The following is a 20,540-nucleotide window of genomic DNA, read 5'->3' as shown; positions in this document are numbered from 1 at the left end:
AAACAATATCAATATTAAAATAACCATTTGAAATATATAGTTTTTAATATAAATAAAACACTAGAAGAATCGAGTCTTTTTCACTATGATAAAAATGATGACAATTAAAATTTACCTCGTATATGAATGCTCTCTCCTTCACCCAGTCTGAACATACCCGCGCAGAAGTTTTGCGCTTTATTGAACGATCCTTAAGCTCAACGTCATGGGCAGCCAATACTCAAGCGATCAGCCATTTAAAGCAAACGACAGCTGAACATATTTTATTCCAACATCCGATACTGACACGGCTGCATCAATGCCAACTGAGCCTTGAGCAGCTGAAATTTATTCATCTGAATTATTTTACTGCCATTGTTAAAATTTTCACTGATGCTTTGAGTATGGCTATGTATCAAGCGCTGCAACTTGAGCACGACAGTAATATCGTGGAGCAAGACCGCATTGCAGCCAAGATATATGCACGTTATTTGTTGTCGCTAAATCTTCTAGATGAATTGGGTTTTAATACCCACCAACTTGAGAAAAGCTCACCATCTAAATCGCATTTGCTCTATTTCCTTCAACTGATGCAGCAACTTGAACTCAATGTCATCAATCAAAAACAGACCGAGCCTGAAGCATTTGCAATCGCACAATTTATTCAAGAACATATTCATTCTTATGCAGACTTGCTGCTCATTTTGGCTTGTACTGAATTACAAGTGATTAAGTTTAGTGAAGCACTCAGAACTAATCTCGCAGCCTATGATCCTTTATTTACTCAAGGCTACTATGCATGTCATGGTCTTGCAGAAACATGTGATACGACCCTTGCTAACGATGACAATCATGAAGACGACATTTGGGTGCTATTCACACAATGCTATAAACCTGAACAGGCTCTGTATTTCCAGCAACTTCAAACTGAATATTTAAATCTATGGAATAACTTTTGGAGCAAGATGAGTTTACGAACTCATTAATTCGCCTCAATAGCTAAACGTCCTTATACACTCACGTATCCAACTCTTGAATATGGAGTGAATTCAAATCTTATGAATGCCAAGTATTAATTTCCAGCAGTAGTATTAAATCCAGAATGAACCCGTAGAAGCACTCTCACTTTTATTGTGCAGTCGAATTTTCTAATACACTTTTTTTGCGCTCAGATAACGCTTTGCTCACCACTTGATAACCCGCAGTCATACCTAAAGTCGCCATAATGCCTGCCACGATTATGTCTGGCCACAAACTGCCAGTACCAAACACACCTATTGCAGCAAAAATAACTGCCACATTCCCAATCGCATCATTTCGGCTACAGAGCCAGACCGATTGCATATTAGAGTCACCTTCTCTAAAGGCATATAAAATGACGGCACAAACCACATTCGCAAGCAAAGCAATCACACCAATCACCCCCATGGTCATAGCTTCAGGTGGAATTCCCAAAGCATAGGCATAGATCACTTTACCAATCACCACCAAGCCAAACAACGCCATGGTCATGCCTTTGAGCAGTGCCACTGTCGCCCGCCAATACAAGCTCGCACCAAGCACCGCTAGGGAAATACCATAGTTGACTGCATCACCAAAGAAATCTAAAGAATCGGCCCATAAAGATGACGAATGTGCATAAGCTCCACCAATAAGCTCCACCACGAACATGGCTAAATTGATCAATAAGGCTATCCACAATGCCGTTCTAAACTTACTATTTGGCTTTTGCGGTGCGGGTGCACAACTGCAAGAAGAACATGCCATATACACAACCTCTATCCAGACGTAATCATTTTCTATTATGATTAAAAACTATGGAGTCGCTCTAAGGTCAAGCAAAATGAATCAACAAAACTCATCTGCTATTTATTTGATGAAAGACTTAGTCCATAAAACAGGATTAAGTGCCGATACCATTCGTTTTTATGAAAAAAAGCATTTATTAGAGCCTTCTTTTCGCGGAGAAAATAACTATCGCTATTATCAAGATGATGCGCTTAAACGACTCATTTTTATTAAACGTTGCCGCGCGCTGGATATCTCACTCAAAGAAATTGAATACCTGATTGAACTGGAGCAAAAGCCTCAACAAGACTGTAGTGCGGTCAATCAACTGATCGATGAACATTTAAAACAAGTCGAACAAAAAATCATTGAATTACAAAAATTTCAGATACAACTACAACAACTTCGGCAGTCCTGCACAACTCAATCAACTATTGATGATTGCCAAATTTTAAGACATCTTGAAGCAGGACTTTCAGATGAATAAAACACATCAACGCAGAATTTAGAATATGGGTATTACTCAGTTTTGCTAACTATTTACTCGAACCATTCGTTGGCAATGCAGGATTTTTATCCTTACTTTATTTAATTTTTTTATAAATTCACAAATAAAAAAATCTAGCTTCACAGCAAATCTAATAAAAATGATCCCCAATCATTTCGGATAAAATGCCGCAAAGAACTCTAGCTTTTTGATGATTAAAATGACAAGTAAGTTTTATATAACCGATATTTTACTTTATAAAACAAGGATATTTAAATTTACTTCTATCCTTAGCCACATAAAACCATATATTCAAACATTTATAATTGAGCACTCACATCCAGCGTTTGAACATGTAATTTTCGCGCCTATAACCGCTTAAATTCCGAGTTGTTTACTAGGTTGAATCTATTTTTTAAAGCCCTACAATAAACCCATATTTTTTTTATGCCTTAGTTTAATCATGAGCATTCATCACGTTACTGAACTTCTTTCTCCTGCAGGTTCGCTTAAAAATATGCGTTATGCATTTGCCTATGGTGCAGATGCAGTCTATGCCGGACAACCTCGTTACAGTTTACGTGTGCGCAATAATGAATTTAACCATGACAATCTGGCTATCGGCATTCAAGAAGCGCATGACTTAGGTAAAAAGTTTTATGTGGTCGTCAACATTCAACCGCATAACTCGAAACTCAAAAACTTTATTCGTGACCTCACACCTGTGGTTGCGATGCAACCCGATGCCCTGATCATGTCGGATCCAGGGCTGATTATGATGGTACGTGAGCATTTTCCAGACATGGATGTGCATCTTTCCGTTCAGGCCAATGCCGTCAACTGGGCTACTGTGAAGTTTTGGAAAAACATGGGACTGACTCGGGTCATTTTGTCTCGTGAGTTATCTATTGATGAAATTGAAGAAATTAAGCAACAAGTGCCTGATATGGAAATTGAAGTTTTTGTGCATGGTGCGCTATGCATGGCGTACTCTGGACGTTGCATGCTTTCAGGCTATATGAATAAACGTGATGCCAATCAAGGGGCATGTACCAATGCTTGCCGTTGGGAATACAAAGTACACGAGACTCAGCAAGATGAAAATGGCGATGTGATCCCAGTCCAAAATCTGAATACAGGCTCCAACTGCTGTTCAAGCTCTGATGCTGATGAACTGCATATGCAAGCACAACATCAGTTCGATGAACCCGTATTACTACAACGTAATGAAGAAGACATGTTTGCTGCTGAAGAAGACGAACATGGTACTTACTTTATGAACTCAAAAGACTTGCGCGCGGTGCAGCATGTTGAACGCTTAACCCAAATGGGCATCCATTCTTTAAAAATTGAAGGACGTACCAAGTCTTATTTTTACTGTGCGCGTACCGCCCAAATTTATCGCAAAGCCATAGATGATGCGCTCGCAGGTAAGCCTTTTGACCCATCACTCATGACACAACTCGAAGGTCTGGCCAACCGTGGTTATACCGAAGGTTTCTTACGTCGCCACGTGCATAGCGAATATCAAAATTATGAAAATGGTTCATCCAGTTTTGACCATCAACAATACTGCGGTGAAATTTTGGAACGCAATGGCGATTATCTGAAAGTCGATGTCAAAAACCGTTTTGTAGTGGGCGATGTGCTCGAACTCATGACCACTTCAGGCAACATCACTTTTGAACTAACAGAAATCCTCGATCAAAAAGGCAATCCAATACTTGAAGCGAAAGGCTCAGGTCATGTGGTTGAAATCCCTGTTCCTGCTGATGTCGACATGCGCTATGCCCTACTCATTCGTAACTTACCGCATTCAAGTGCCGACATTTCAGCGCCTGCCTTGGCCTATATTGCAAGCTGACTGGGGATATTGCCATGGCACTACGAATAACGGATGCATGTATTAACTGTGATATGTGTCTTCCAGAATGTCCCAATACCGCTATTTTTGAAGGTGATAAAATTTATGAAATAGACATCAGCCGTTGCACCGAGTGTGTTGGTTTTTATGACACCCAAACCTGTGTCGATGTTTGCCCAATTGCTTGTATCGAGCCACATCCAGAACACGTTGAAACACAGCAACAATTGTTAGAAAAATTTAAAGGATTGAACTTATTTAGCGTCTAACCTTGGGGAAAGTAGAAAAGAAACCGAGTACTGACCACACTCAGAGTTTCAAAACAAAAACTGGGCAAAGAATAACAATAAACAACAACGAAATGAAAAAGCCAAAGTGATCTGGGGAACACTTTGGCTTTTTCTTTGTAGAAGATATTTGCTTTAAACGAAAAAAAAGGAACTGAGCTGTTAGCGACTCAGTTCCTATCAAGGGTAAAACCAAAGATCAGCGATACAACATAAAGGGGAAAAGCCAACGGTATATTTTGGGAGAGCGTTGGCTTTTTCATTTCACACTTACAGCCCAGAACGAATAATATAATCAAAAGCAGACAGAGATGCTTTCGCGCCTTCACCTGTTGCAATGATGATTTGCTTGTATGGCACAGTCGTACAGTCACCTGCGGCAAATACACCTTTGACATTGGTTTCGTTGCGATCGTTAATTACAATCTCACCACGGTTTGAAAGTTCAACCGCTGTTTCTTTTAAGAAATCAGTATTTGGCAATAAACCAATTTGCACAAAGATTCCTGCAAGCTCAACCGTATGTTCTACATCGGTTGCACGATCTTTATATTTCAATGCTGTCACTTGTGAACCATCACCCACAACTTCGGTTGAGAGTGCATTCAGGATCACTGTGGCATTAGGCAAGCTATGCAATTTGTCTTGCAACACTTGGTCAGCACGTAATTTGGTATCAAACTCAACCAAAGTCACATGTTCAACAATCCCAGCAAGATCAATCGCAGCTTCGACACCTGAGTTCCCTCCACCAATCACAGCAACACGTTTGCCTTTAAACAGTGGACCATCACAGTGTGGGCAGTAGGCAACACCGCGGGTACGGTACTCTGCTTCACCTGGCACATTCATTTCTCTCCAACGTGCACCTGTAGAAAGGATTACTGTTTTAGATTCAAGCTTCGCACCATTTTCTAAAGTGACTTCAACCAAGCCATTCGCGGTCTCATCTGCACCTTTGATGTTAGAAACACGCTGTAGGTTCATGATGTCCACACCATACTCACGTACATGTGCTTCCATTTCAGCAGCAAACTTCGGCCCTTGGGTCTTTTGAATCGAGGTATAGTTTTCAATGTCCATGGTATCCATGACTTGACCACCCATACGTTCAGCTACGATCCCTGTTTTAATGCCTTTACGTGCTGCATAGATGGCTGAGGTATTTCCCGCAGGGCCACCACCAATCACTAGAACATCAAAAGCATCTTTGGCATTGAGTTTTTCAGCTTCTTTGGCTGCGGAATTGGTATCCAGTTTGGCAACAATCTCTTCCAAGGTCATACGGCCTTGACCGATATGGTTGTTGTCTTGGAACACCATCGGTACAGCCATGATTTTACGTTCTTCAACTTCGTCTTGGAAGAATGCACCATCAATCATGGTGGCTGTCGTGCCCGGATTGTAAATAGCAATCAGGTTCAACGCTTGTACGACGTCTGGGCAGTTATGACAGCTTAAAGAGACAAATACGTCAAAGTCAGACTGGATGCCCAAACCTTTGATTGAAGCTAAAACTTCATCCGATACTTTAGGTGCATAACCTGAGGTTTGTAACAATGCCAAGATCAAAGAGGTAAACTCATGCCCCATTGGTAAACCCGCGAAAAAGACACGCGGCTGTTCACCGGCTTTTGCCACACCAAAGCTGGGTACACGTGAGTTTTGACCATCAAAACGTGCAGTCACCAGTGGAGACAGTGCTGCAACTTCTTCAACCAATTCTTTGATTTTGTCTGATTTCTCAGAACCATTCAAAGTCGCAACCAATTCAATCGGACCTTCAAGGCGTTCAAGAAGTGTTTTTAATTGAGCTGAAGTATTTTGATCTAACATGGTTAAGCTCTCCAAAGCAGTCTGTAAAATTATTTGATAGAAGAATCATAGAGTAAATCTAAAAATAGATAAAACAGTTTGTTTTTATTTTAGTAATCGGTTTTATAAATTTAAAAATATCCATCATAAAAAACTCCACTACCTCGCAGGTCTTTTTATGAAGTCAAAGCTTAAGATTCACTCTGAATCCGCTGTTCAATTCTTAGCGTTCGGGCCTTTAACTGACGTGTCAAACCAAACAACACAAGACTCAGGACTGCCATCAGTAACATCAAGATAAGCGAGAAGAATTGCATGACCGTAGTAAACTGTGCTGCTTGCTGAACTTGTTTTTCTACACTTGCAGCCATCGGCGTGAGTGTTTTACCATAGAGTTGATACTGCATCGTCCATAACTGTTCAGGCTTAAACCCATATTCAATAAAATGTGAATCGTTTTTTTCTGCTTGGACCAGAGCAAGCACATGCGGAATGGCTGCATTTTTATCGACAGGTTGGTGTAACAATGCCGTTTGCGCAAGCAAATAATGTTTTACAGGCATTTGTATTTGTGACTGCTGCAAATACTGTGCTATTTCACTTTGCTGAATGTTTTTATCGTAGTGTACGATTTGCTGAAAAGCCTCGCTTTCATCATCTTTTAAATCATATTGCACATAAGTCAGCCCAGACCAAAGCAGAATAAAGGCAATCAGCCATGCCACAAACTTCAGTATAAAAGATTGAAAACGTACATAGAAAAAATGAATTTTCCGTGCATAGTGCACCAGTATGAATGCCCCAATAAAAGACACCATGATCTTGAGCACAAGCCAACCAAACCACGACAGCAAATTCAGAAAATAATCTGGCTGATGTCCAAGTGATGCTAAATTCGCATCGACACTCATGGGCATATGTAGTTGCTGTATTTCAGTGCTCAGTCCAAAAAAGCTATAGACAAAATCAGGTTGTAGAAAATAGCTAATGCTGGAGGCAATAAACAAGGCTGCACTCAACATACACCATAAACTCAGTTTACGTTGACGTTGTTTGAGTGCAACCACGCCTTGTTCAATGTGCTGAGGCTGAACAACATACTCATCTAAGGAAGACAAACGCTTCTCCTCTATTGACCCCCACCTCGGCATTAACATGGTGTCGTACGATTAGAACTCGAGTCTAAAACCAATTGATTCAAATTGTCCTGCAAACTACGCAAACGTGTGGTTGCTTCCGCACGTTTCTGCATCCCTTCTTTTTGTATTTGAATCACATCATTTACTGTTTTAATGAGGGTGTTTTGTACATGTTCAAGCGTCTCAATATCAATCACTGAACGTTGATTTGCTTTTGCTGTATCTACTGAGTTTTGATGTAACAAATCAGCATTACGCTTCAATAAGTCATTGGTCGCATCGTCAATAGTATTGGCCAACTGCACACTATTCTTCTGCTCATTTAAAGAAATCGCCAAACTAATTTGGTTTTTCCATGCAGGCAATGTAATGTTTTTAATCGCATAAAACTTATCGACCAACATCAAATTATTAGACTGAATAATACGAATCATCGGTAGTGTTTGCATGGCTGATTGTTGTAAAACCTGCAAATCACTTACACGTTTTTCCAAATTATTGGCTAAATGATTGAGGTCGTAAACTCTCTGTGTCGTGGTTTGATCTTGCGCCTGTGAAGTCAGTGTTGAGATTTCCTGCTGAATTTCATCCTGTTTCAACTTACCCGCTGCGATATACACACCGAGCTGTTTATATTCACTTTGCACACCATGAAACATCCGATCGAGTGTATCGACGCGTGCTTTTAAACCAGACTGCGATTTTTCAATTTCTTTCACCAAAGTATCTATCTGTTCTTTGGTGGTATTAAAGTGCATATCAATATTATTCTTTGCGCCTTTAATTTTGCTCATCAAGCCACCAAAAAAACCTGAATTTTTCTTTTTATTTAATATACTTGAGGTATTCAGTTGTTGTGCGACTTGTACCACCTGATTCAGCTTTTGCCCTGTTTCATCCAAGTCTTTATTTTGAACCAAATTTAACAACTCATCAGTATATCCAGAAGTTTGTGTCGCAATATTTTTACCATACTCCGCCACGGCGTTATGGTTGATTTCTGCCAACTCTTTCCGTGCTGCCAAGACCGCATTGAAGTCATCTTGTTGCAAGCCAATTTCTTGCAAATTTAACTGTTGAAACTTATGTTCAATCACTTCAGTGGTTGGCTCTACTACAAGACTGTTTTGTTCTGAGTTGGTCATAATTCACCTAATCTATTTCTTAAAGTGTTGGTTTCTGTAGTGATTTTTTTAAGGTATGAATCAATTTTTCACGGCTATTATCGAGCTTTTTCACTTCAATTGTCGAGCTTGATTGCTGTGATTGTTTGACATGATATTGCCATGCTGGGATCAAAACCTGCTGAGCCTCTTTATATCGGTCTAACAAACTCAATGAAAGCTGTTGAGACAACTGCATTTGCGTAATCGCAATATCATTACTGCTTTGCAAAGTCTGCAAGCTGTTTATTTTCTTGGATAAACGTTCTGCAAAATTATCTAAAGGATGTGCATTCTTCACAAATTTAGGATATTCCATTAAAAATGCTTCAGCCGCAGATATATATTTGGCCATTTGCTCACGTAAGCCTGTTAACTGCTGATAGCGCGCCTGTGACTTTTGAATTTCAATTTGTAATTTTTGGCTGAGATGATTGGCTCGATCCAACAGCTGATCCAGTTTTTTATAGTATTCAACTTGGGTTGAACCATATTCAATATCAATTCCGAGCCACTTTTGTAGCCCATTAAATTTACGCTTCTTCAGATATTTTTTTGAGTCAGCCAGTGACTGGATCAGTTGCTCAATGGTCTGACTCAACTGTAAAGTGAGCTGCGGGTCCACTCCATTTAACAGCACAGACTGCGCTTGAATGACACCATCTGCATAATGATTGAGACGATATTGATCGTTCAGCAAAGGAACCAAATCATTACGCTGGATACTTAAAAGTTCATCTGAATTGACTGGTATATCCCTTAAAGGAACAAGAACGTCAATTTGTGCCATAGTGCTTTAACCCAATAAAGAAATTGAATAAAATCATTTTTATAGTACAGCTTTTATGTCAAATAACATGTAGATTTTTGCAAAAATGTTGTGAAAACCGTTTATCCTGATCTGGCTAATCATCGCTTCTGTTTCCAACAAAATTATATCTATTCAAAATTATGATCATTCGCCTTCAGCACATCATTCGTTATAGTTTAGGTTTCTGCATTGCATTAACCTTACTTATCAGTGTTGGTGCGCACTATAAAGCAAAACACATTCACGAAACATTTTTAGAGCATGATCCAAGCCAATTACAACAAGTGAGTGGCACACTGCTAGATAATGAAACAGCCGTCCAACTTTATCAAAAAAATCAAGCACCCTATAACTTAAACAGCTTGGGGAAAACGCACTTTTTGGTCGGTATCTTTAGCCAGAACCAAGGTCGAATTCAAACAGTTTGGTGTGATCGTTGGCCAGACGCACCACTTAAGACCTCCTCTGACACAGGCCCGAAAAATCCAATGAATAAAATAAATTTACCTATTCGCTATTTTCATACTTGCCAATGGCTATTCGATGCAATGCAGTTCCCTTTAGATATTCCCGCTTGGACAGGGCAACCCATCACCTATCTAAAAAGCCATCAAGATATTTTGTATGCATTAAATGTGAATGGGAAAAAGATTTTCGGCTATGAACAAGCCTATCAGCAATATAAACAACTCTATATAAATGAAATAAAAAATCGCAATCAATCAGCACTCTATTTTATTGTTTTCTTTTGCATTACTGTCTTTCAGTATAGAAAGTACATATTCAAAGTCATTTTAAAGCCATGATCAACATGGCTTTAAAATGAGGTGTTTCGATATTATAAATAATCGCCTTCACGCTCAGGTTGATAAACCACTTTTTCAATTTTGACTTTCATCATTTGACCATCTGGCTGCGGCCATTCAATTTCTTGACCTTCAGCTAAGCCAAGAATTGCTGCACCAATTGGGGCTACAACATTAACCTGTCCTTTCTCGCCTTTAAAATCATGCGGATAAACCAAGGTAATTTCAGATGCTTCTGTAGATGGCGCAATGGTCAGTAAAACTTTTGCATTCATCGTTACCACATTGGCAGGCATATCTTGTGGAGCAACAACATCGGCGCGTGCCAATTCTTCTTCAAGCAACTGCATGGTCGGTGTAAGTTTAGGCTGATGTTCTAACATCGTTTCTAAACGATGAAGATCCTGCTCAGAAATGATAATTGCTGGGTTTGCCATGTGCTGCATTCCTATTTGAATACGGTATGAATAAAATTCTTATTAAAAATAATTTATTAGCCTATAACTTCTGTTATATCAGAAATGCAGTCTAAATTACATTTCAACTGATTTTGATTTTTTAATGCTATAAAAAAAGCCCCCTTGAGGGGGCTTTCTCAAGTCAGAACTTAGTTTGCGTAAACAGGAAATTTCGCACAAACAGCTTCAACTTTCGCTTTAACAGCGTTAATCACAGCTTCATCACCTTTACTGTCTAGGATATCAGCGATCCAACCAGCAAGTTCACGTACTTCAGCTTCGCCGAAACCACGAGTCGTCACAGCTGGTGTACCAATACGGATACCAGAAGTCACAAATGGTGAGCGCGGGTCATTTGGTACAGCATTTTTGTTCACAGTAATATGAGCTGCACCTAACCATGCATCTGCTTCTTTACCTGTTACATCTTGCTTAATAAGAGATAACAAGAACAAGTGATTTTCTGTACCGCCAGAAACGATGTCATAACCACGAGCAATAAGAACTTCAGCCATTGCTTGAGCGTTCTTCACCACTTGTTGTTGGTAAACTTTGTATTCAGGAGCCATTGCTTCTTTAAAGCAAATTGCTTTAGCCGCTACCGCATGAACCAATGGACCGCCTTGGTTACCAGGGAATACAGCTGATTGTAATTTTTTCTCAATTTCTTCGTTTGCTTTTGCAAGGATTAAACCTGAACGTGGGCCACGAAGTGTTTTGTGTGTAGTGGTTGTTGTTACGTCAGCAATCTGAACTGGGCTTGGGTAAACACCAGCAGCAACTAGACCAGCAACGTGAGCCATATCTACAAATAGGTAAGCACCAACTTTATCCGCGATGTCACGGAAACGCTGCCAATCTACAATTTGGCTATAAGCAGAGAAACCAGCTACAATCATACGTGGCTTGTGCTCAATTGCTAAACGTTCAACTTCTTCGTAATCAATCTCGCCAGTTTCAGGGTTTAAACCGTACTGAATTGCGTTATATGTTTTACCAGAAAAGCTTACTTTTGCACCGTGAGTCAAGTGACCACCGTGAGCCAAGCTCATACCCAAAACAGTGTCGCCTGGGTTAAGAAGGGCTAAGTAAACAGCAGAGTTTGCTTGTGAACCTGCATGCGGTTGAACGTTTGCGTAATCTGCACCGAAAAGCTCTTTAGCACGGTCAATCGCTAATTGTTCAATCACGTCTACATATTCACAACCGCCGTAGTAGCGTTTGCCTGGGTAGCCTTCAGCATATTTGTTTGTAAGTTTTGAACCTTGCGCTTCCATTACTGCTGGAGAGCAATAGTTTTCAGAAGCAATCAGTTCGATGTGCGCTTCTTGGCGAGCATCTTCATTTGTGATTGCTTGCGCGATTTCTGGATCAAATTCAGCAATTGAGATATTGGCAAACATTAGCGAGGTCCTATGAAATTAGGGCTTTTAAGCCGTGCTAAGATTGGCGCGTATTGTAGCATGAAGTTTATAAATTTCGAGAACGAACTTTACGCAGTTTTAAATAAAAAATCGCTCACGAAGCAGAACTCCATGAGCGATTTGGGTCAAAGCAAATTACTGAATTGGCATGAGAGTTTTGACATCGTCAACAATATCATCGATATTTTCACTAAACGATGTGGTATGGGTCCATTTCGTCGTTTCACTGTCATCAGTCACATAACGAATATTGTTTCCAGCTTGAGAAGCTCCAGCATATAAAATATTCGTAATCGCTCTTGGAACAGTCGTGTCATTGGTACCTTGATAAATAATAATTGGCGCTGTTTGTTTGACCTTCAAAGGCTGAGATGTGTTATCTAAAAAGTTTTTTATGACTGGCAAATCAAGGAATCCTGTTTTTGGGTAATACCCATTTAATGTGTTATATGTATTCGCAGAAATATTCATTTCCGTATAGTAATTTACAGAAACAGTCCCTGAACATGCCGATTCAGCTGTTCGTGCAATACGGGCTGCTTCAGACTCAAACACTTGCCCGTACAAAGTTATATTGGGTGGATTTTGCATACCTGCAGTGATGAGTGCAGCATAGGAATTCAGTGAAGTATAAGTAGCAACCTGTTGAGTTGCTGGCAAATTTGCAACACTTGCAGCCCCCACTTGAAAGATCGTTTTTAAATTAGACGCAGGTGCAATCGCAACTGTCCCTTTATAATCTAACTGCGCGCGACTTTGATATTCACCAGCACCTAAAGCAGCATGACCGCCCTGTGAGTGTCCAACCGTCACCCAGTTTTTTGAAACCGATTTACCTTGTTTGGTTAAGTAGTCACGTGTTGCAACTACTGCATCTGTAATCGAAAAAGCTTCACTTTTTAAATTAAGATAAGGGTGGGCTTCTGTACCACTTGGCTCTCCCAGTCCTTCGTAATCGGGAGCAACAACAACATATCCCGCGCTAAGTAACTCATTAATCATCGATTTTACATCAGGATCCATAGAAGATTTACTTGGCGCGCAAATATCAGCAACACCTGTAGTACCATGTGCCCACACCACTATTGGCCAACCTTTCGCCGGAGCTACTATTTTAGGGGTAAAAAGCAATGCTGTTGCGCGAGTTTCTTTATTGTCCTGACCCAGCATTTTATAAGTCATGACCACACTTTCACCAGCGGTAGCTGACATATCTGTAGCTGTATATGCTGTTGGCGTAGTTACGACTGGATTAACAATATTATTTTTAGGAATCCCATCATCCACACCAACAGAAGTTGAATCGCCATCCCCTCCTCCACAGGCTGTTAAAACAAGCATAGAACTACTGACGAACACGGCCAATATATGTTTTTTCATCTTAAAATTCCTTAATGACATTTTTTCTTGTTGTAACGATTCAAATCACTTGAATAGATTAATGATTTACGCCTCAAAATGACGCATGGCAAGACCAGTTACGAGAATGATACAAAGTGAACATTGTCTGCAAATGCACACTCACCATTGTTATAAAAACTGGTCATTGGAATTTAAAATAAATCCTGATCCCACAACTGAATTCAGGCAGTGAGCTCTTCTCTAGTCTTTGTTTGAACCGAATCCCAAAGAATTATTTTAATTTTAAGCAATGATTTTCCTTTTCAACCCGCCTAAATAAATCGATAAGTAGCTTCCAACTTTTCCCTTGCTTAATAAAGCTTGATCTCTAATCACCTAGCTTCACCAGATGATTTAAACACCATCACTGCACAAAATCAGCGAATAAACCACAAATCTGGCAGTCATAGGCTGTCTTGATAGTCTTGAAAATGATAAATTTATTCAGCTTTTAATTTTCGGATATGCACATGCAAGCCATTATTCTCGACACAGAAACCCATACCCTAAATGGTCAACCCATTGAGATTGCATATGCACCGATTGAAATTACAAATGGCAAATTAAGCCTAGACAAAAGCCAAGTATTTGATCAGCTCTATACCGTCGATGAACCAATCTCATTCGCTGCGATGGCTGTGCATCATATTTTAGAGTCAGACCTCGTTGGGAAGCCTCACTATACGACCTTCAAACTACCTACCGAAACGCAGTACATCATTGGTCATAATATTGATTATGATATTCGTGCTATCGAAAAATGTGGTGTCGATACTTCTCGTATTAAAGCGATTTGTACACTCGCACTTGCACGTTTGGTCTGGCCTGATGCTGAAGCCCACAATATTTCGGCACTCATTTATATGATTTCAAAAGGCAGTGAAAAAGCCCGTGAAATGATTAAAAAGGCTCATCGTGCCGATATGGATATTATTTTAACGGCCAATATTTTAATGCATGTGGTTCACCAATTAAAAATAAACAGCATGGAGCAATTATTTGCTGTCTCTGAGGATGCTCGTATTCCGCGTGTCATTAATTTTGGCAAGCATCGCGGAACAGCGATTGCCGAACTTCCTGCTGACTATATTCAGTGGCTAATGCGCCAAGATGAGCTCGATCCGTACTTACGTAAAGCGTTAGAAAATACGAGCATTAAAACGCTCTAAAATGTCTTGTCATAAATTCTTAATATTGTTGTAATTTTCAGCCTGTATGTTCAGCCTTAATTTATTTTTTCTGGGGGAGTAAATTAAGGTATGAATCATTATCAAAAAACAGCATTGGGTTTAGATGCTTTACAACAACGCCATATCCCACTCAATGCGCGTCAAAGACGACTATTGGTTTTAATTGGTACAGAAGATTTTGAACAATTGGCTGACCAGTTCAAACAACGAATCGCAACGCCTGAAATCCTCGAACAATTAATTGAATTAGGTTTAATTCATTCTACACAAACATCTCATGCCCCTAGCCCAATACAATCGGAACCCCCACCACCGGCCTCAGTACTAGAAATTAGTCAAAATAACGTCAATCCAATAGATTTAGACAGTACAGCGCAGCCCCCTACACCACCCGCTCCTACACAAAGCCCAGCCCCACCACTTAAAGCTTATAGCTTTGAAGAAACTCGCAATTTGATGATGAGCTTATTACAACGTTATTGTGGCTTAATGGCAAAACAACTCATTCTTCAAATTCAATCGGCGACAGACTTACACAGTCTCAAACGCTGCCAAATGCAATGGATTACGACGTTACAGGAAAGTCGAATAGAACCCATAGTACTCAACCAACACTTACAACAGATCAATCACTCACTGTTGCGTTTGCAGGCAGCTTAAATAAATAGATTCAAAGGATAATAATTAAGTCTTTTTCGGCCTTAGTTAAGATTTAAAGACTACGAGTTTGATTAGCAATCTATTGTTTTATCATTCAGGCAATAAATCTTAATGTCTTTCATCGACTTTTTCAGACTTTGGCACAATGGTTACTCGAACCATTTATCAAACAGCTTGATAAATAATAACTATGTGTGAAGTGATATGCTGATTTTATTTTATGACCTTCAAGATAATCGCTCAAAAAAATTTATCTCTTATATACTGCAATGGGATAACGTAACTCGACGTAGATCGCCCATAAAAAAGCCCATGTAAACATGGGCTTTTTTCAATAGGGTTAATCAACAACTCGGTATATATTTTCCGTTTGTCGACTTTCAAATAACAGTTCAATACTAGGCAGAATCACTTCACCATCAACAACGATATGTTCAATTCGTTTAAACAAATCCAAACGTTCTGCTTCGGAGTTTTCAGGTACTTGTCTTAACTGGGCCTTCACATTATACGTTTGGCTGTATTGGTCCTTTACCTTTACATCTACAAGCTGAGTCATGGTCATTTTCCTTTTCTTTTTTTAGCTCTGTTTAATCTTATAGCACAAGTTTTTTCCAGCACCGCCATTAGAGTTGTTAGAATTTATCGCAATGTTAATTTATATAAATATTTTCAAAATCAGGACTATAAATCATAAACTTAAATCAAATATGCTTAACAACCGAGATACATAGTCATATATTTTTTACATAAAAAAAGCTCGCATTGCTGCGAGCTTTTCTATGTTGGAAGGCTAGTGCTGATTTATTGTTTGAACATTTCGTTTCAAACTCAACGAGCTGTCATTGATCCGTCCAACTACATCGTAGCGTCTTAGTTATCGACCTACTGTAAGTACAATATAAAAGCATTTTTCACTCTCGACAAGTGCCTATGACATTTCGAAACAACTGTACAAATAAAAGCCAATTGATATTTTTTAAAAATAAGAGACCGTACTGAAAGGCAAAATCGAGATAACATCTCAGCGTCAAATCAAGTAAAATCGCGCATTCAACCTATGAGTTCTTTTCCATGTTAGTTCAATTGATTTTGAGTGATTTATATCGGTATTGTGGCAATACGAAATTAAGTTCATTTCTCAAAACTTATTTGTTTAATCGTGGTTTTAACTTTAGCGTTTGGTTACGTCTTTCGGCTTCAAAATCGTGGATCGGCAAACTGGCCTATCCTATTTTTTATTATAAGAAGAAGAAATACGGAATCGATATCCACTGCACCACAAAAATTGGCTATGGCTTGTTCATCGGTCATGGGGGACCTTTGATTGTCAACCCAACGACTGTGATTGGAAACAATGTCAACCTTTCTCAGTTTACAACGATTGGTGCCAATGGCGGTCGTCAGGCCGCTGTAATTGGCGACAATGTATATATTGGCCCAAATGTCTGTATTATCGATCATGTTAAAATTGGCGATAATGCCACCATCGGTGCAGGTAGTGTGGTCACCAAAGATATTCCTGATAATGCAACAGCCGTAGGTAATTACGCAAAAGTCATTCACTATAATAATGCTGGAAATTCTGTAAATAGACGCTGGCTGAATTGCAAATAAAAACAACATCAGCATAATTGAATCAATTTAGCACTCTATAAATAAAACAAAGGTTAACAATCTTTATACTCCGTAAATTTTAAGACATAATATGTGGCTATTGTATTTAAAATGCCGATGAATAGGAAAAATTAGGTTAGGGTAAATCTTCGTTTTTGTTCTATGAATAAGATAGAGGTACATCATGACCACGATTAATATTTCAGACATTAAAGAACATTCTAGTGTAATTGGGCTTTGTTGCATAAATATGTAAGCATCTGATTTAAATAAATTTAATTTTGGATCAAAAAATAATCAAAACTTTTAAAATCATATAGTTATGAAATCTTTGTGCAACAAAGCCGTGTAATTGCCGTATGTGGAACGAAGATCGGAGATGTTGACCACATAGAAGGTCAAGAGATCAAACTGACCAAACATGGCGATGGGAAACATCATATTATCCCAAGTGCATGGGTAAGAGAAATTCGAGAGGATCAGGTCATGTTAAGCAAAGATACCCAAGAAATTAAAGATAATTGGATTGAGGCCTAGCCCCCAAAAACTGCAAAGCTACCAGCCTTTGGGCTGGTATTGCATATGATATACACACGAAGTAGATGCAAAGAGCGTAATCTACATCCATCTAGCTAAGCTTGATCAATATTGATCTATCGTAAAAGTATAAAAATCGCTCAACCACAACATTCTTAATCTTTAAAAGGGTTTGAAACTTTATCTTTAATACTTAACCAAACCAAAAAAGCCATAATAAATAAAAGTAATCCAATCACGATAAAGAATGTTTCACCCACAACGAAACCGGTAATGAGCGCCCCTAACCCGATGAATGATAATAAAGTGATCAATGCGATGCCAAAGACATGCATGTTTTTCTCCAATGGTTAAAATAAGAAAGATCTCATTATTGCGTTTAGGCATGTCAATTTAATGTTGTTTTCATTAAACTTTAATAGTGCTTTTAATTAATTATGCGCTATTGTGTGCTATTCATATTATCTTAATGAAAACTAATGTAATTTTTATAGAAAAATTACATATATATTAATCTGAAGTTTCTCTATACTTATAAAAATACCAGTAAGCAAATTCATCAATTTTCACCCGAATTAATTTCAATCATGAGAATTGAGCTTCTATAGGCGTCACAACAAAACTTTAAAAATCCGTTCTTGTCTTGGGGGCATGGGTGATCAAGAAATCAGTTTTTCATCGTTTAGATTTACAAAAACTAATTTTGATTTTAATTATTGGCTGTGTCTCAAGATTGTTTCTAATTTCAATTTTTGTATTAAACTAACCTGAGTTCGATATAAAAAAGAGGGCTTTGTTGCACAAAGATTGGAAATGCAAAGCGCCCCTAATTGAGCTAAATTTAAGGTGTAACTTGGGTAAGTGGTCGACCTAATTCCGTAAATCTGTTAAGGACTGCTACACGTGCATGGATTTCATTCACTTGGCTATCAAAACTCCTTGCACTGAGTTTATCTCCTAATAATTTGATGCAATGCATCTTAGTTTCAACCAAACTTCGCCGATGATAGCCTGACCATTTTTTCCATAGTGTCCTGCCTAAACGTTTAATTGTTCGAAGTAATTCATTTCGCTCTAGCGAGCTACTCTTTGTATCTTTCCATTGTTTCGCATTTTTTCTAGGTGGAATCACCGCATGCCCTTGCCGATCTGCAATGACCTGACGGCATTGCTTGGTGTCATAAGCTCCATCGGTATAAACAGAGTCAATCCGCTCATCTTGTGGAATCTGATTAAGTAAATCACCAAGCACCTGTGAATCACTGACATTATTGGTTGTAAGCTGAACTGCTCGTATTTGTAGGGTTTTAGCATCTATACCAATATGAAGTTTACGCCATTGGCGACGATATTCAGGTCCATGTTTCTTGCGTTTCCATTCGCCCTCACCTAGAAACTTCATGCCTGTAGAGTCCATGAGTAGATGCAGCCCATCGCTACTTTTTTGGTAGCTGATTACAATATCAATATGCTTTTGTCTTCTACAAAGCGTGGTGTAATCTGGAGCTATCCAATTTAATCCGCAAAGTTTAATCAGACTTTGCACAAAGCCAGTGACCATACGTAAAGACAGACGGAATAAGGATTTAATCATTAAGCAGCATTGGATGGCTGCGTCGGAGTAGGTTTGATTTCGCCCTTGTTTGCCTTTTGATGGCGCATACCATTGCGTAGCAGGATCAAACCAAATGGCAATATTTCCGCGACTCATGAGTGCTCGGTTATATGCGGGCCAATTGGTTGTGCGGTAGATTTTGTGTGTAGGCTTCTTCATTTGAAAATTATATCGCTGAAAAACCCTTTACAGATAGGTTTGTGCAACAAAGCCGTGAGGAACTGCTAAGTAGCATCATGGCCTGCTTCAATGCCATGTTAGGCGATCATCAAGATATTATTCAGTTAGAGCTGAGTTATTCTCCGACCACGCATCTTGCCGAATATCAAAAAATTGTCTCCTGCCCGATTCGGTTTAATGCAGACAGAAATGTCATTCGATTTAAACGAAGTATGCTAGAGCGCCCACTCAAAACTTATAGCCCTGCTAACTATGCAACTGCCATCCAGATTTGTGAACGTGCACAACAAGAAATTGATCAGCTCAATAATGCACAATATGCATATTTATTAGAACAGCTCATCGATCAGCACCTTCCCATACGCTTTGATATGCAATTCGCATCAGACTATTTACAAATGAGTGAGCGTCATCTTCGACGCTACTTATTGCTAGAAGGCATTAGTTTTCAGCAAATTCGACAAACCGTGTTAGAACGAAAAGCGAAACAGATGCTTGAGAAAAATCTCTCCATTGGGGACATTAGCCAAGCTTTAGGTTTTAGTGAAGTACGTGAATTTCGTAGGGCATTTAAACGCTGGACAGGCCAAGCGCCGTCTGTTTATAAAAATGGTACCGAATGATCCTAAGCTGATACGGAGGCCCATTTTTTCTGTTTTTATTCATTCCCTCGTCAACAGTTGAAGCTGAAATGTGTTCAATTAAAGTAACCAAACTGCTTCGGTCAGCTGCTTAATTTCATCCATATCATGGCTGACATACAGCATCGGGATATGGGTTTCATGTTGGACGGTTTGAAAAAAAGGAAGGATTTCCTGTTTATGTGCAGCGTCTAACGCAGACAATGGTTCATCTAATAATAATAAATTTGGCGAATACAACAGTGCCCGACCCAATGCAACTCGCTGCTTTTCACCACCTGAAAGCTTCGTCGGCATACGACTGAGTAAATGATTAAGTTTAAGCAGTTCAATAATATAATCGGGATCAAAACGTCGGCTTTCAGGCGGAATGCGCTTATAGCCGAACAATAAATTTTGCATCACCGTCATATGTGGAAACAGTTGCGCATCCTGAAAAACCAAGCCAACATGACGTTGCTGCACGTTTAAATTGATCTTATTTTCAGCATCGAACCATGTCTGATGGTTGATTTTAATCCAGCCCTTGACTGGAGTGTTGAGTCCTGCAATGGCATGCAAAATACTGGTTTTTCCTGAGCCTGACGCTCCAAATAAACCAACGACAGGATGTTCAGATGAAAATGTCTGATCGAGTTTAAATTTGCCTAAATTTAACTGAATATGACAGTCAATCAT

General features: G+C 39.2%; 21 protein-coding genes and 1 pseudogene. 10 read left to right on the top strand and 12 right to left on the bottom strand.

The genetic code is table 11. The features are described 5' to 3' along the window. The first annotated feature begins 122 nt into the window (after positions 1-122). Positions 123-965 carry a hypothetical protein gene (locus AC4MC0_RS05085; protein WP_491887310.1) on the top strand — a complete coding sequence of 281 codons (843 nt, stop codon included), beginning with the start codon at positions 123-125 and terminating at the stop codon, positions 963-965. A 142-nt stretch (positions 966-1,107) separates the two neighbouring features. On the opposite strand, the gene AC4MC0_RS05080 is transcribed toward AC4MC0_RS05085, so the two are convergent. Further along, complete coding sequence (locus AC4MC0_RS05080; RefSeq protein WP_491887309.1) at positions 1,108-1,746, bottom strand: cation efflux transmembrane domain-containing protein; 639 nt, start codon at positions 1,744-1,746, stop codon at positions 1,108-1,110. Between the two features lie 76 nt (positions 1,747-1,822). Here AC4MC0_RS05080 and AC4MC0_RS05075 point away from each other — a divergent pair, with 76 nt between their 5' ends. From AC4MC0_RS05075 to AC4MC0_RS05065, 3 genes are all read left to right on the top strand, one after another. Further along, on the top strand, positions 1,823-2,254 hold the full coding sequence (locus AC4MC0_RS05075) for a Cd(II)/Pb(II)-responsive transcriptional regulator (protein ID WP_126037287.1): 432 nt from the start codon (positions 1,823-1,825) through the stop codon (positions 2,252-2,254). A 463-nt stretch (positions 2,255-2,717) separates the two neighbouring features. Then, positions 2,718-4,118: a prephenate-dependent tRNA uridine(34) hydroxylase TrhP gene (trhP, locus tag AC4MC0_RS05070; RefSeq protein WP_491887308.1), complete on the top strand. Its 1,401-nt coding sequence runs from the start codon at positions 2,718-2,720 to the stop codon at positions 4,116-4,118. Between the two features lie 14 nt (positions 4,119-4,132). Beyond that, positions 4,133-4,387: a YfhL family 4Fe-4S dicluster ferredoxin gene (locus AC4MC0_RS05065; RefSeq protein WP_491887307.1), complete on the top strand. Its 255-nt coding sequence runs from the start codon at positions 4,133-4,135 to the stop codon at positions 4,385-4,387. Between the two features lie 288 nt (positions 4,388-4,675). On the opposite strand, the gene ahpF is transcribed toward AC4MC0_RS05065, so the two are convergent. The 4 genes from ahpF to AC4MC0_RS05045 all read right to left on the bottom strand — a co-directional run bounded on the left by ahpF (position 4,676) and on the right by AC4MC0_RS05045 (position 9,312). Next, positions 4,676-6,241 (bottom strand): alkyl hydroperoxide reductase subunit F, encoded by a 1,566-nt coding sequence (gene ahpF / locus AC4MC0_RS05060; protein ID WP_491887306.1) that lies wholly within the window; start codon positions 6,239-6,241, stop codon positions 4,676-4,678. A gap of 170 nt (positions 6,242-6,411) precedes the next feature. Further along, positions 6,412-7,338 (bottom strand): hypothetical protein, encoded by a 927-nt coding sequence (locus tag AC4MC0_RS05055; protein WP_491887305.1) that lies wholly within the window; start codon positions 7,336-7,338, stop codon positions 6,412-6,414. 32 nt (positions 7,339-7,370) lie between these two features. Beyond that, on the bottom strand, positions 7,371-8,504 hold the full coding sequence (locus tag AC4MC0_RS05050) for a toxic anion resistance protein (protein WP_491887304.1): 1,134 nt from the start codon (positions 8,502-8,504) through the stop codon (positions 7,371-7,373). 19 nt (positions 8,505-8,523) lie between these two features. Then, the gene (locus AC4MC0_RS05045; protein ID WP_491887303.1) at positions 8,524-9,312 is read right to left on the bottom strand and encodes a tellurium resistance protein; all 789 of its coding nucleotides are present in this window, start codon (positions 9,310-9,312) and stop codon (positions 8,524-8,526) included. A 161-nt stretch (positions 9,313-9,473) separates the two neighbouring features. Between AC4MC0_RS05045 and AC4MC0_RS05040 the strand changes: the two genes are divergently transcribed. After that, positions 9,474-10,139, top strand: a complete 666-nt coding sequence (locus tag AC4MC0_RS05040) for a hypothetical protein (RefSeq protein WP_336000742.1) — start codon at positions 9,474-9,476, stop codon at positions 10,137-10,139. Between the two features lie 32 nt (positions 10,140-10,171). Here the strand turns inward: AC4MC0_RS05040 and rnk are convergent, their stop codons facing one another. The 3 genes from rnk to AC4MC0_RS05025 all read right to left on the bottom strand — a co-directional run bounded on the left by rnk (position 10,172) and on the right by AC4MC0_RS05025 (position 13,401). Further along, positions 10,172-10,576: a nucleoside diphosphate kinase regulator gene (gene rnk, locus AC4MC0_RS05035; protein ID WP_004696044.1), complete on the bottom strand. Its 405-nt coding sequence runs from the start codon at positions 10,574-10,576 to the stop codon at positions 10,172-10,174. A gap of 170 nt (positions 10,577-10,746) precedes the next feature. Next, a complete protein-coding gene (glyA, locus tag AC4MC0_RS05030) occupies positions 10,747-12,000 on the bottom strand; it encodes a serine hydroxymethyltransferase (protein ID WP_005400534.1) in 1,254 nt (417 codons plus the stop codon). Between the two features lie 156 nt (positions 12,001-12,156). Then, positions 12,157-13,401 carry an alpha/beta hydrolase gene (locus AC4MC0_RS05025; protein ID WP_078426584.1) on the bottom strand — a complete coding sequence of 415 codons (1,245 nt, stop codon included), beginning with the start codon at positions 13,399-13,401 and terminating at the stop codon, positions 12,157-12,159. Positions 13,402-13,892: 491 nt separating this feature from the next. Between AC4MC0_RS05025 and AC4MC0_RS05020 the strand changes: the two genes are divergently transcribed. Beyond that, positions 13,893-14,591, top strand: a complete 699-nt coding sequence (locus tag AC4MC0_RS05020) for an exonuclease domain-containing protein (RefSeq protein ID WP_078426585.1) — start codon at positions 13,893-13,895, stop codon at positions 14,589-14,591. 90 nt (positions 14,592-14,681) lie between these two features. Beyond that, positions 14,682-15,272 carry a hypothetical protein gene (locus tag AC4MC0_RS05015; RefSeq protein WP_005400531.1) on the top strand — a complete coding sequence of 197 codons (591 nt, stop codon included), beginning with the start codon at positions 14,682-14,684 and terminating at the stop codon, positions 15,270-15,272. A gap of 340 nt (positions 15,273-15,612) precedes the next feature. Here AC4MC0_RS05015 and AC4MC0_RS05010 read toward each other — a convergent pair whose 3' ends face one another. After that, positions 15,613-15,831 carry a hypothetical protein gene (locus AC4MC0_RS05010; RefSeq protein ID WP_004696033.1) on the bottom strand — a complete coding sequence of 73 codons (219 nt, stop codon included), beginning with the start codon at positions 15,829-15,831 and terminating at the stop codon, positions 15,613-15,615. Between the two features lie 515 nt (positions 15,832-16,346). Here AC4MC0_RS05010 and AC4MC0_RS05005 point away from each other — a divergent pair. Both AC4MC0_RS05005 and AC4MC0_RS05000 read left to right on the top strand, forming a co-directional pair. Further along, complete coding sequence (locus AC4MC0_RS05005) at positions 16,347-16,889, top strand: serine O-acetyltransferase (protein ID WP_005400529.1); 543 nt, start codon at positions 16,347-16,349, stop codon at positions 16,887-16,889. A gap of 327 nt (positions 16,890-17,216) precedes the next feature. Beyond that, the gene (locus AC4MC0_RS05000; protein WP_418655283.1) at positions 17,217-17,426 is read left to right on the top strand and encodes a DUF2171 domain-containing protein; all 210 of its coding nucleotides are present in this window, start codon (positions 17,217-17,219) and stop codon (positions 17,424-17,426) included. A 155-nt stretch (positions 17,427-17,581) separates the two neighbouring features. Here AC4MC0_RS05000 and AC4MC0_RS04995 read toward each other — a convergent pair whose 3' ends face one another. Together AC4MC0_RS04995 and AC4MC0_RS04990 are read right to left on the bottom strand one after the other, a co-directional pair. Further along, positions 17,582-17,761 carry a hypothetical protein gene (locus AC4MC0_RS04995; protein ID WP_078426589.1) on the bottom strand — a complete coding sequence of 60 codons (180 nt, stop codon included), beginning with the start codon at positions 17,759-17,761 and terminating at the stop codon, positions 17,582-17,584. Between the two features lie 506 nt (positions 17,762-18,267). Next, entirely contained in the window at positions 18,268-19,200 is a 933-nt protein-coding gene (locus tag AC4MC0_RS04990; protein WP_114392660.1) for an IS5 family transposase, read from the bottom strand. A gap of 56 nt (positions 19,201-19,256) precedes the next feature. Between AC4MC0_RS04990 and AC4MC0_RS04985 the strand changes: the two are divergent. Further along, positions 19,257-19,844: pseudogene (locus AC4MC0_RS04985) on the top strand (AraC family transcriptional regulator); the annotation flags it as partial. 78 nt (positions 19,845-19,922) lie between these two features. Here AC4MC0_RS04985 and AC4MC0_RS04980 read toward each other — a convergent pair. Then, positions 19,923-20,540 (bottom strand): ATP-binding cassette domain-containing protein, encoded by a 618-nt coding sequence (locus tag AC4MC0_RS04980; protein WP_279676820.1) that lies wholly within the window; start codon positions 20,538-20,540, stop codon positions 19,923-19,925.

The sequence above is a fragment of the Acinetobacter sp. CAU_H_S139_7 genome (genome assembly GCF_058599305.1).
The sequence above is the reverse complement of the archived record's forward strand: the minus strand, read 5'-3'. Positions and strand labels throughout refer to the sequence as shown.

Excerpts from the sequence above, each read along its gene's own strand:
- AC4MC0_RS05085 (WP_491887310.1), top strand. The coding sequence starts at position 123 with ATGAATGCTCTCTCCTTCACCCAGTCTGAACATACCCGCGCAGAAGTT.
- AC4MC0_RS05080 (WP_491887309.1), bottom strand. The coding sequence starts at position 1,746 with ATGGCATGTTCTTCTTGCAGTTGTGCACCCGCACCGCAAAAGCCAAAT.
- AC4MC0_RS05075 (WP_126037287.1), top strand. The coding sequence starts at position 1,823 with ATGAATCAACAAAACTCATCTGCTATTTATTTGATGAAAGACTTAGTC.
- trhP (WP_491887308.1), top strand. The coding sequence starts at position 2,718 with ATGAGCATTCATCACGTTACTGAACTTCTTTCTCCTGCAGGTTCGCTT.
- AC4MC0_RS05065 (WP_491887307.1), top strand. The coding sequence starts at position 4,133 with ATGGCACTACGAATAACGGATGCATGTATTAACTGTGATATGTGTCTT.
- ahpF (WP_491887306.1), bottom strand. The coding sequence starts at position 6,241 with ATGTTAGATCAAAATACTTCAGCTCAATTAAAAACACTTCTTGAACGC.
- AC4MC0_RS05050 (WP_491887304.1), bottom strand. The coding sequence starts at position 8,504 with ATGACCAACTCAGAACAAAACAGTCTTGTAGTAGAGCCAACCACTGAA.
- AC4MC0_RS05045 (WP_491887303.1), bottom strand. The coding sequence starts at position 9,312 with ATGGCACAAATTGACGTTCTTGTTCCTTTAAGGGATATACCAGTCAAT.
- AC4MC0_RS05040 (WP_336000742.1), top strand. The coding sequence starts at position 9,474 with ATGATCATTCGCCTTCAGCACATCATTCGTTATAGTTTAGGTTTCTGC.
- rnk (WP_004696044.1), bottom strand. The coding sequence starts at position 10,576 with ATGGCAAACCCAGCAATTATCATTTCTGAGCAGGATCTTCATCGTTTA.
- glyA (WP_005400534.1), bottom strand. The coding sequence starts at position 12,000 with ATGTTTGCCAATATCTCAATTGCTGAATTTGATCCAGAAATCGCGCAA.
- AC4MC0_RS05025 (WP_078426584.1), bottom strand. The coding sequence starts at position 13,401 with ATGAAAAAACATATATTGGCCGTGTTCGTCAGTAGTTCTATGCTTGTT.
- AC4MC0_RS05020 (WP_078426585.1), top strand. The coding sequence starts at position 13,893 with ATGCAAGCCATTATTCTCGACACAGAAACCCATACCCTAAATGGTCAA.
- AC4MC0_RS05015 (WP_005400531.1), top strand. The coding sequence starts at position 14,682 with ATGAATCATTATCAAAAAACAGCATTGGGTTTAGATGCTTTACAACAA.
- AC4MC0_RS05010 (WP_004696033.1), bottom strand. The coding sequence starts at position 15,831 with ATGACTCAGCTTGTAGATGTAAAGGTAAAGGACCAATACAGCCAAACG.
- AC4MC0_RS05005 (WP_005400529.1), top strand. The coding sequence starts at position 16,347 with ATGTTAGTTCAATTGATTTTGAGTGATTTATATCGGTATTGTGGCAAT.
- AC4MC0_RS04995 (WP_078426589.1), bottom strand. The coding sequence starts at position 17,761 with ATGCATGTCTTTGGCATCGCATTGATCACTTTATTATCATTCATCGGG.
- AC4MC0_RS04990 (WP_114392660.1), bottom strand. The coding sequence starts at position 19,200 with ATGAAGAAGCCTACACACAAAATCTACCGCACAACCAATTGGCCCGCA.
- AC4MC0_RS04980 (WP_279676820.1), bottom strand. The coding sequence starts at position 20,540 with ATGATTGACTGTCATATTCAGTTAAATTTAGGCAAATTTAAACTCGAT.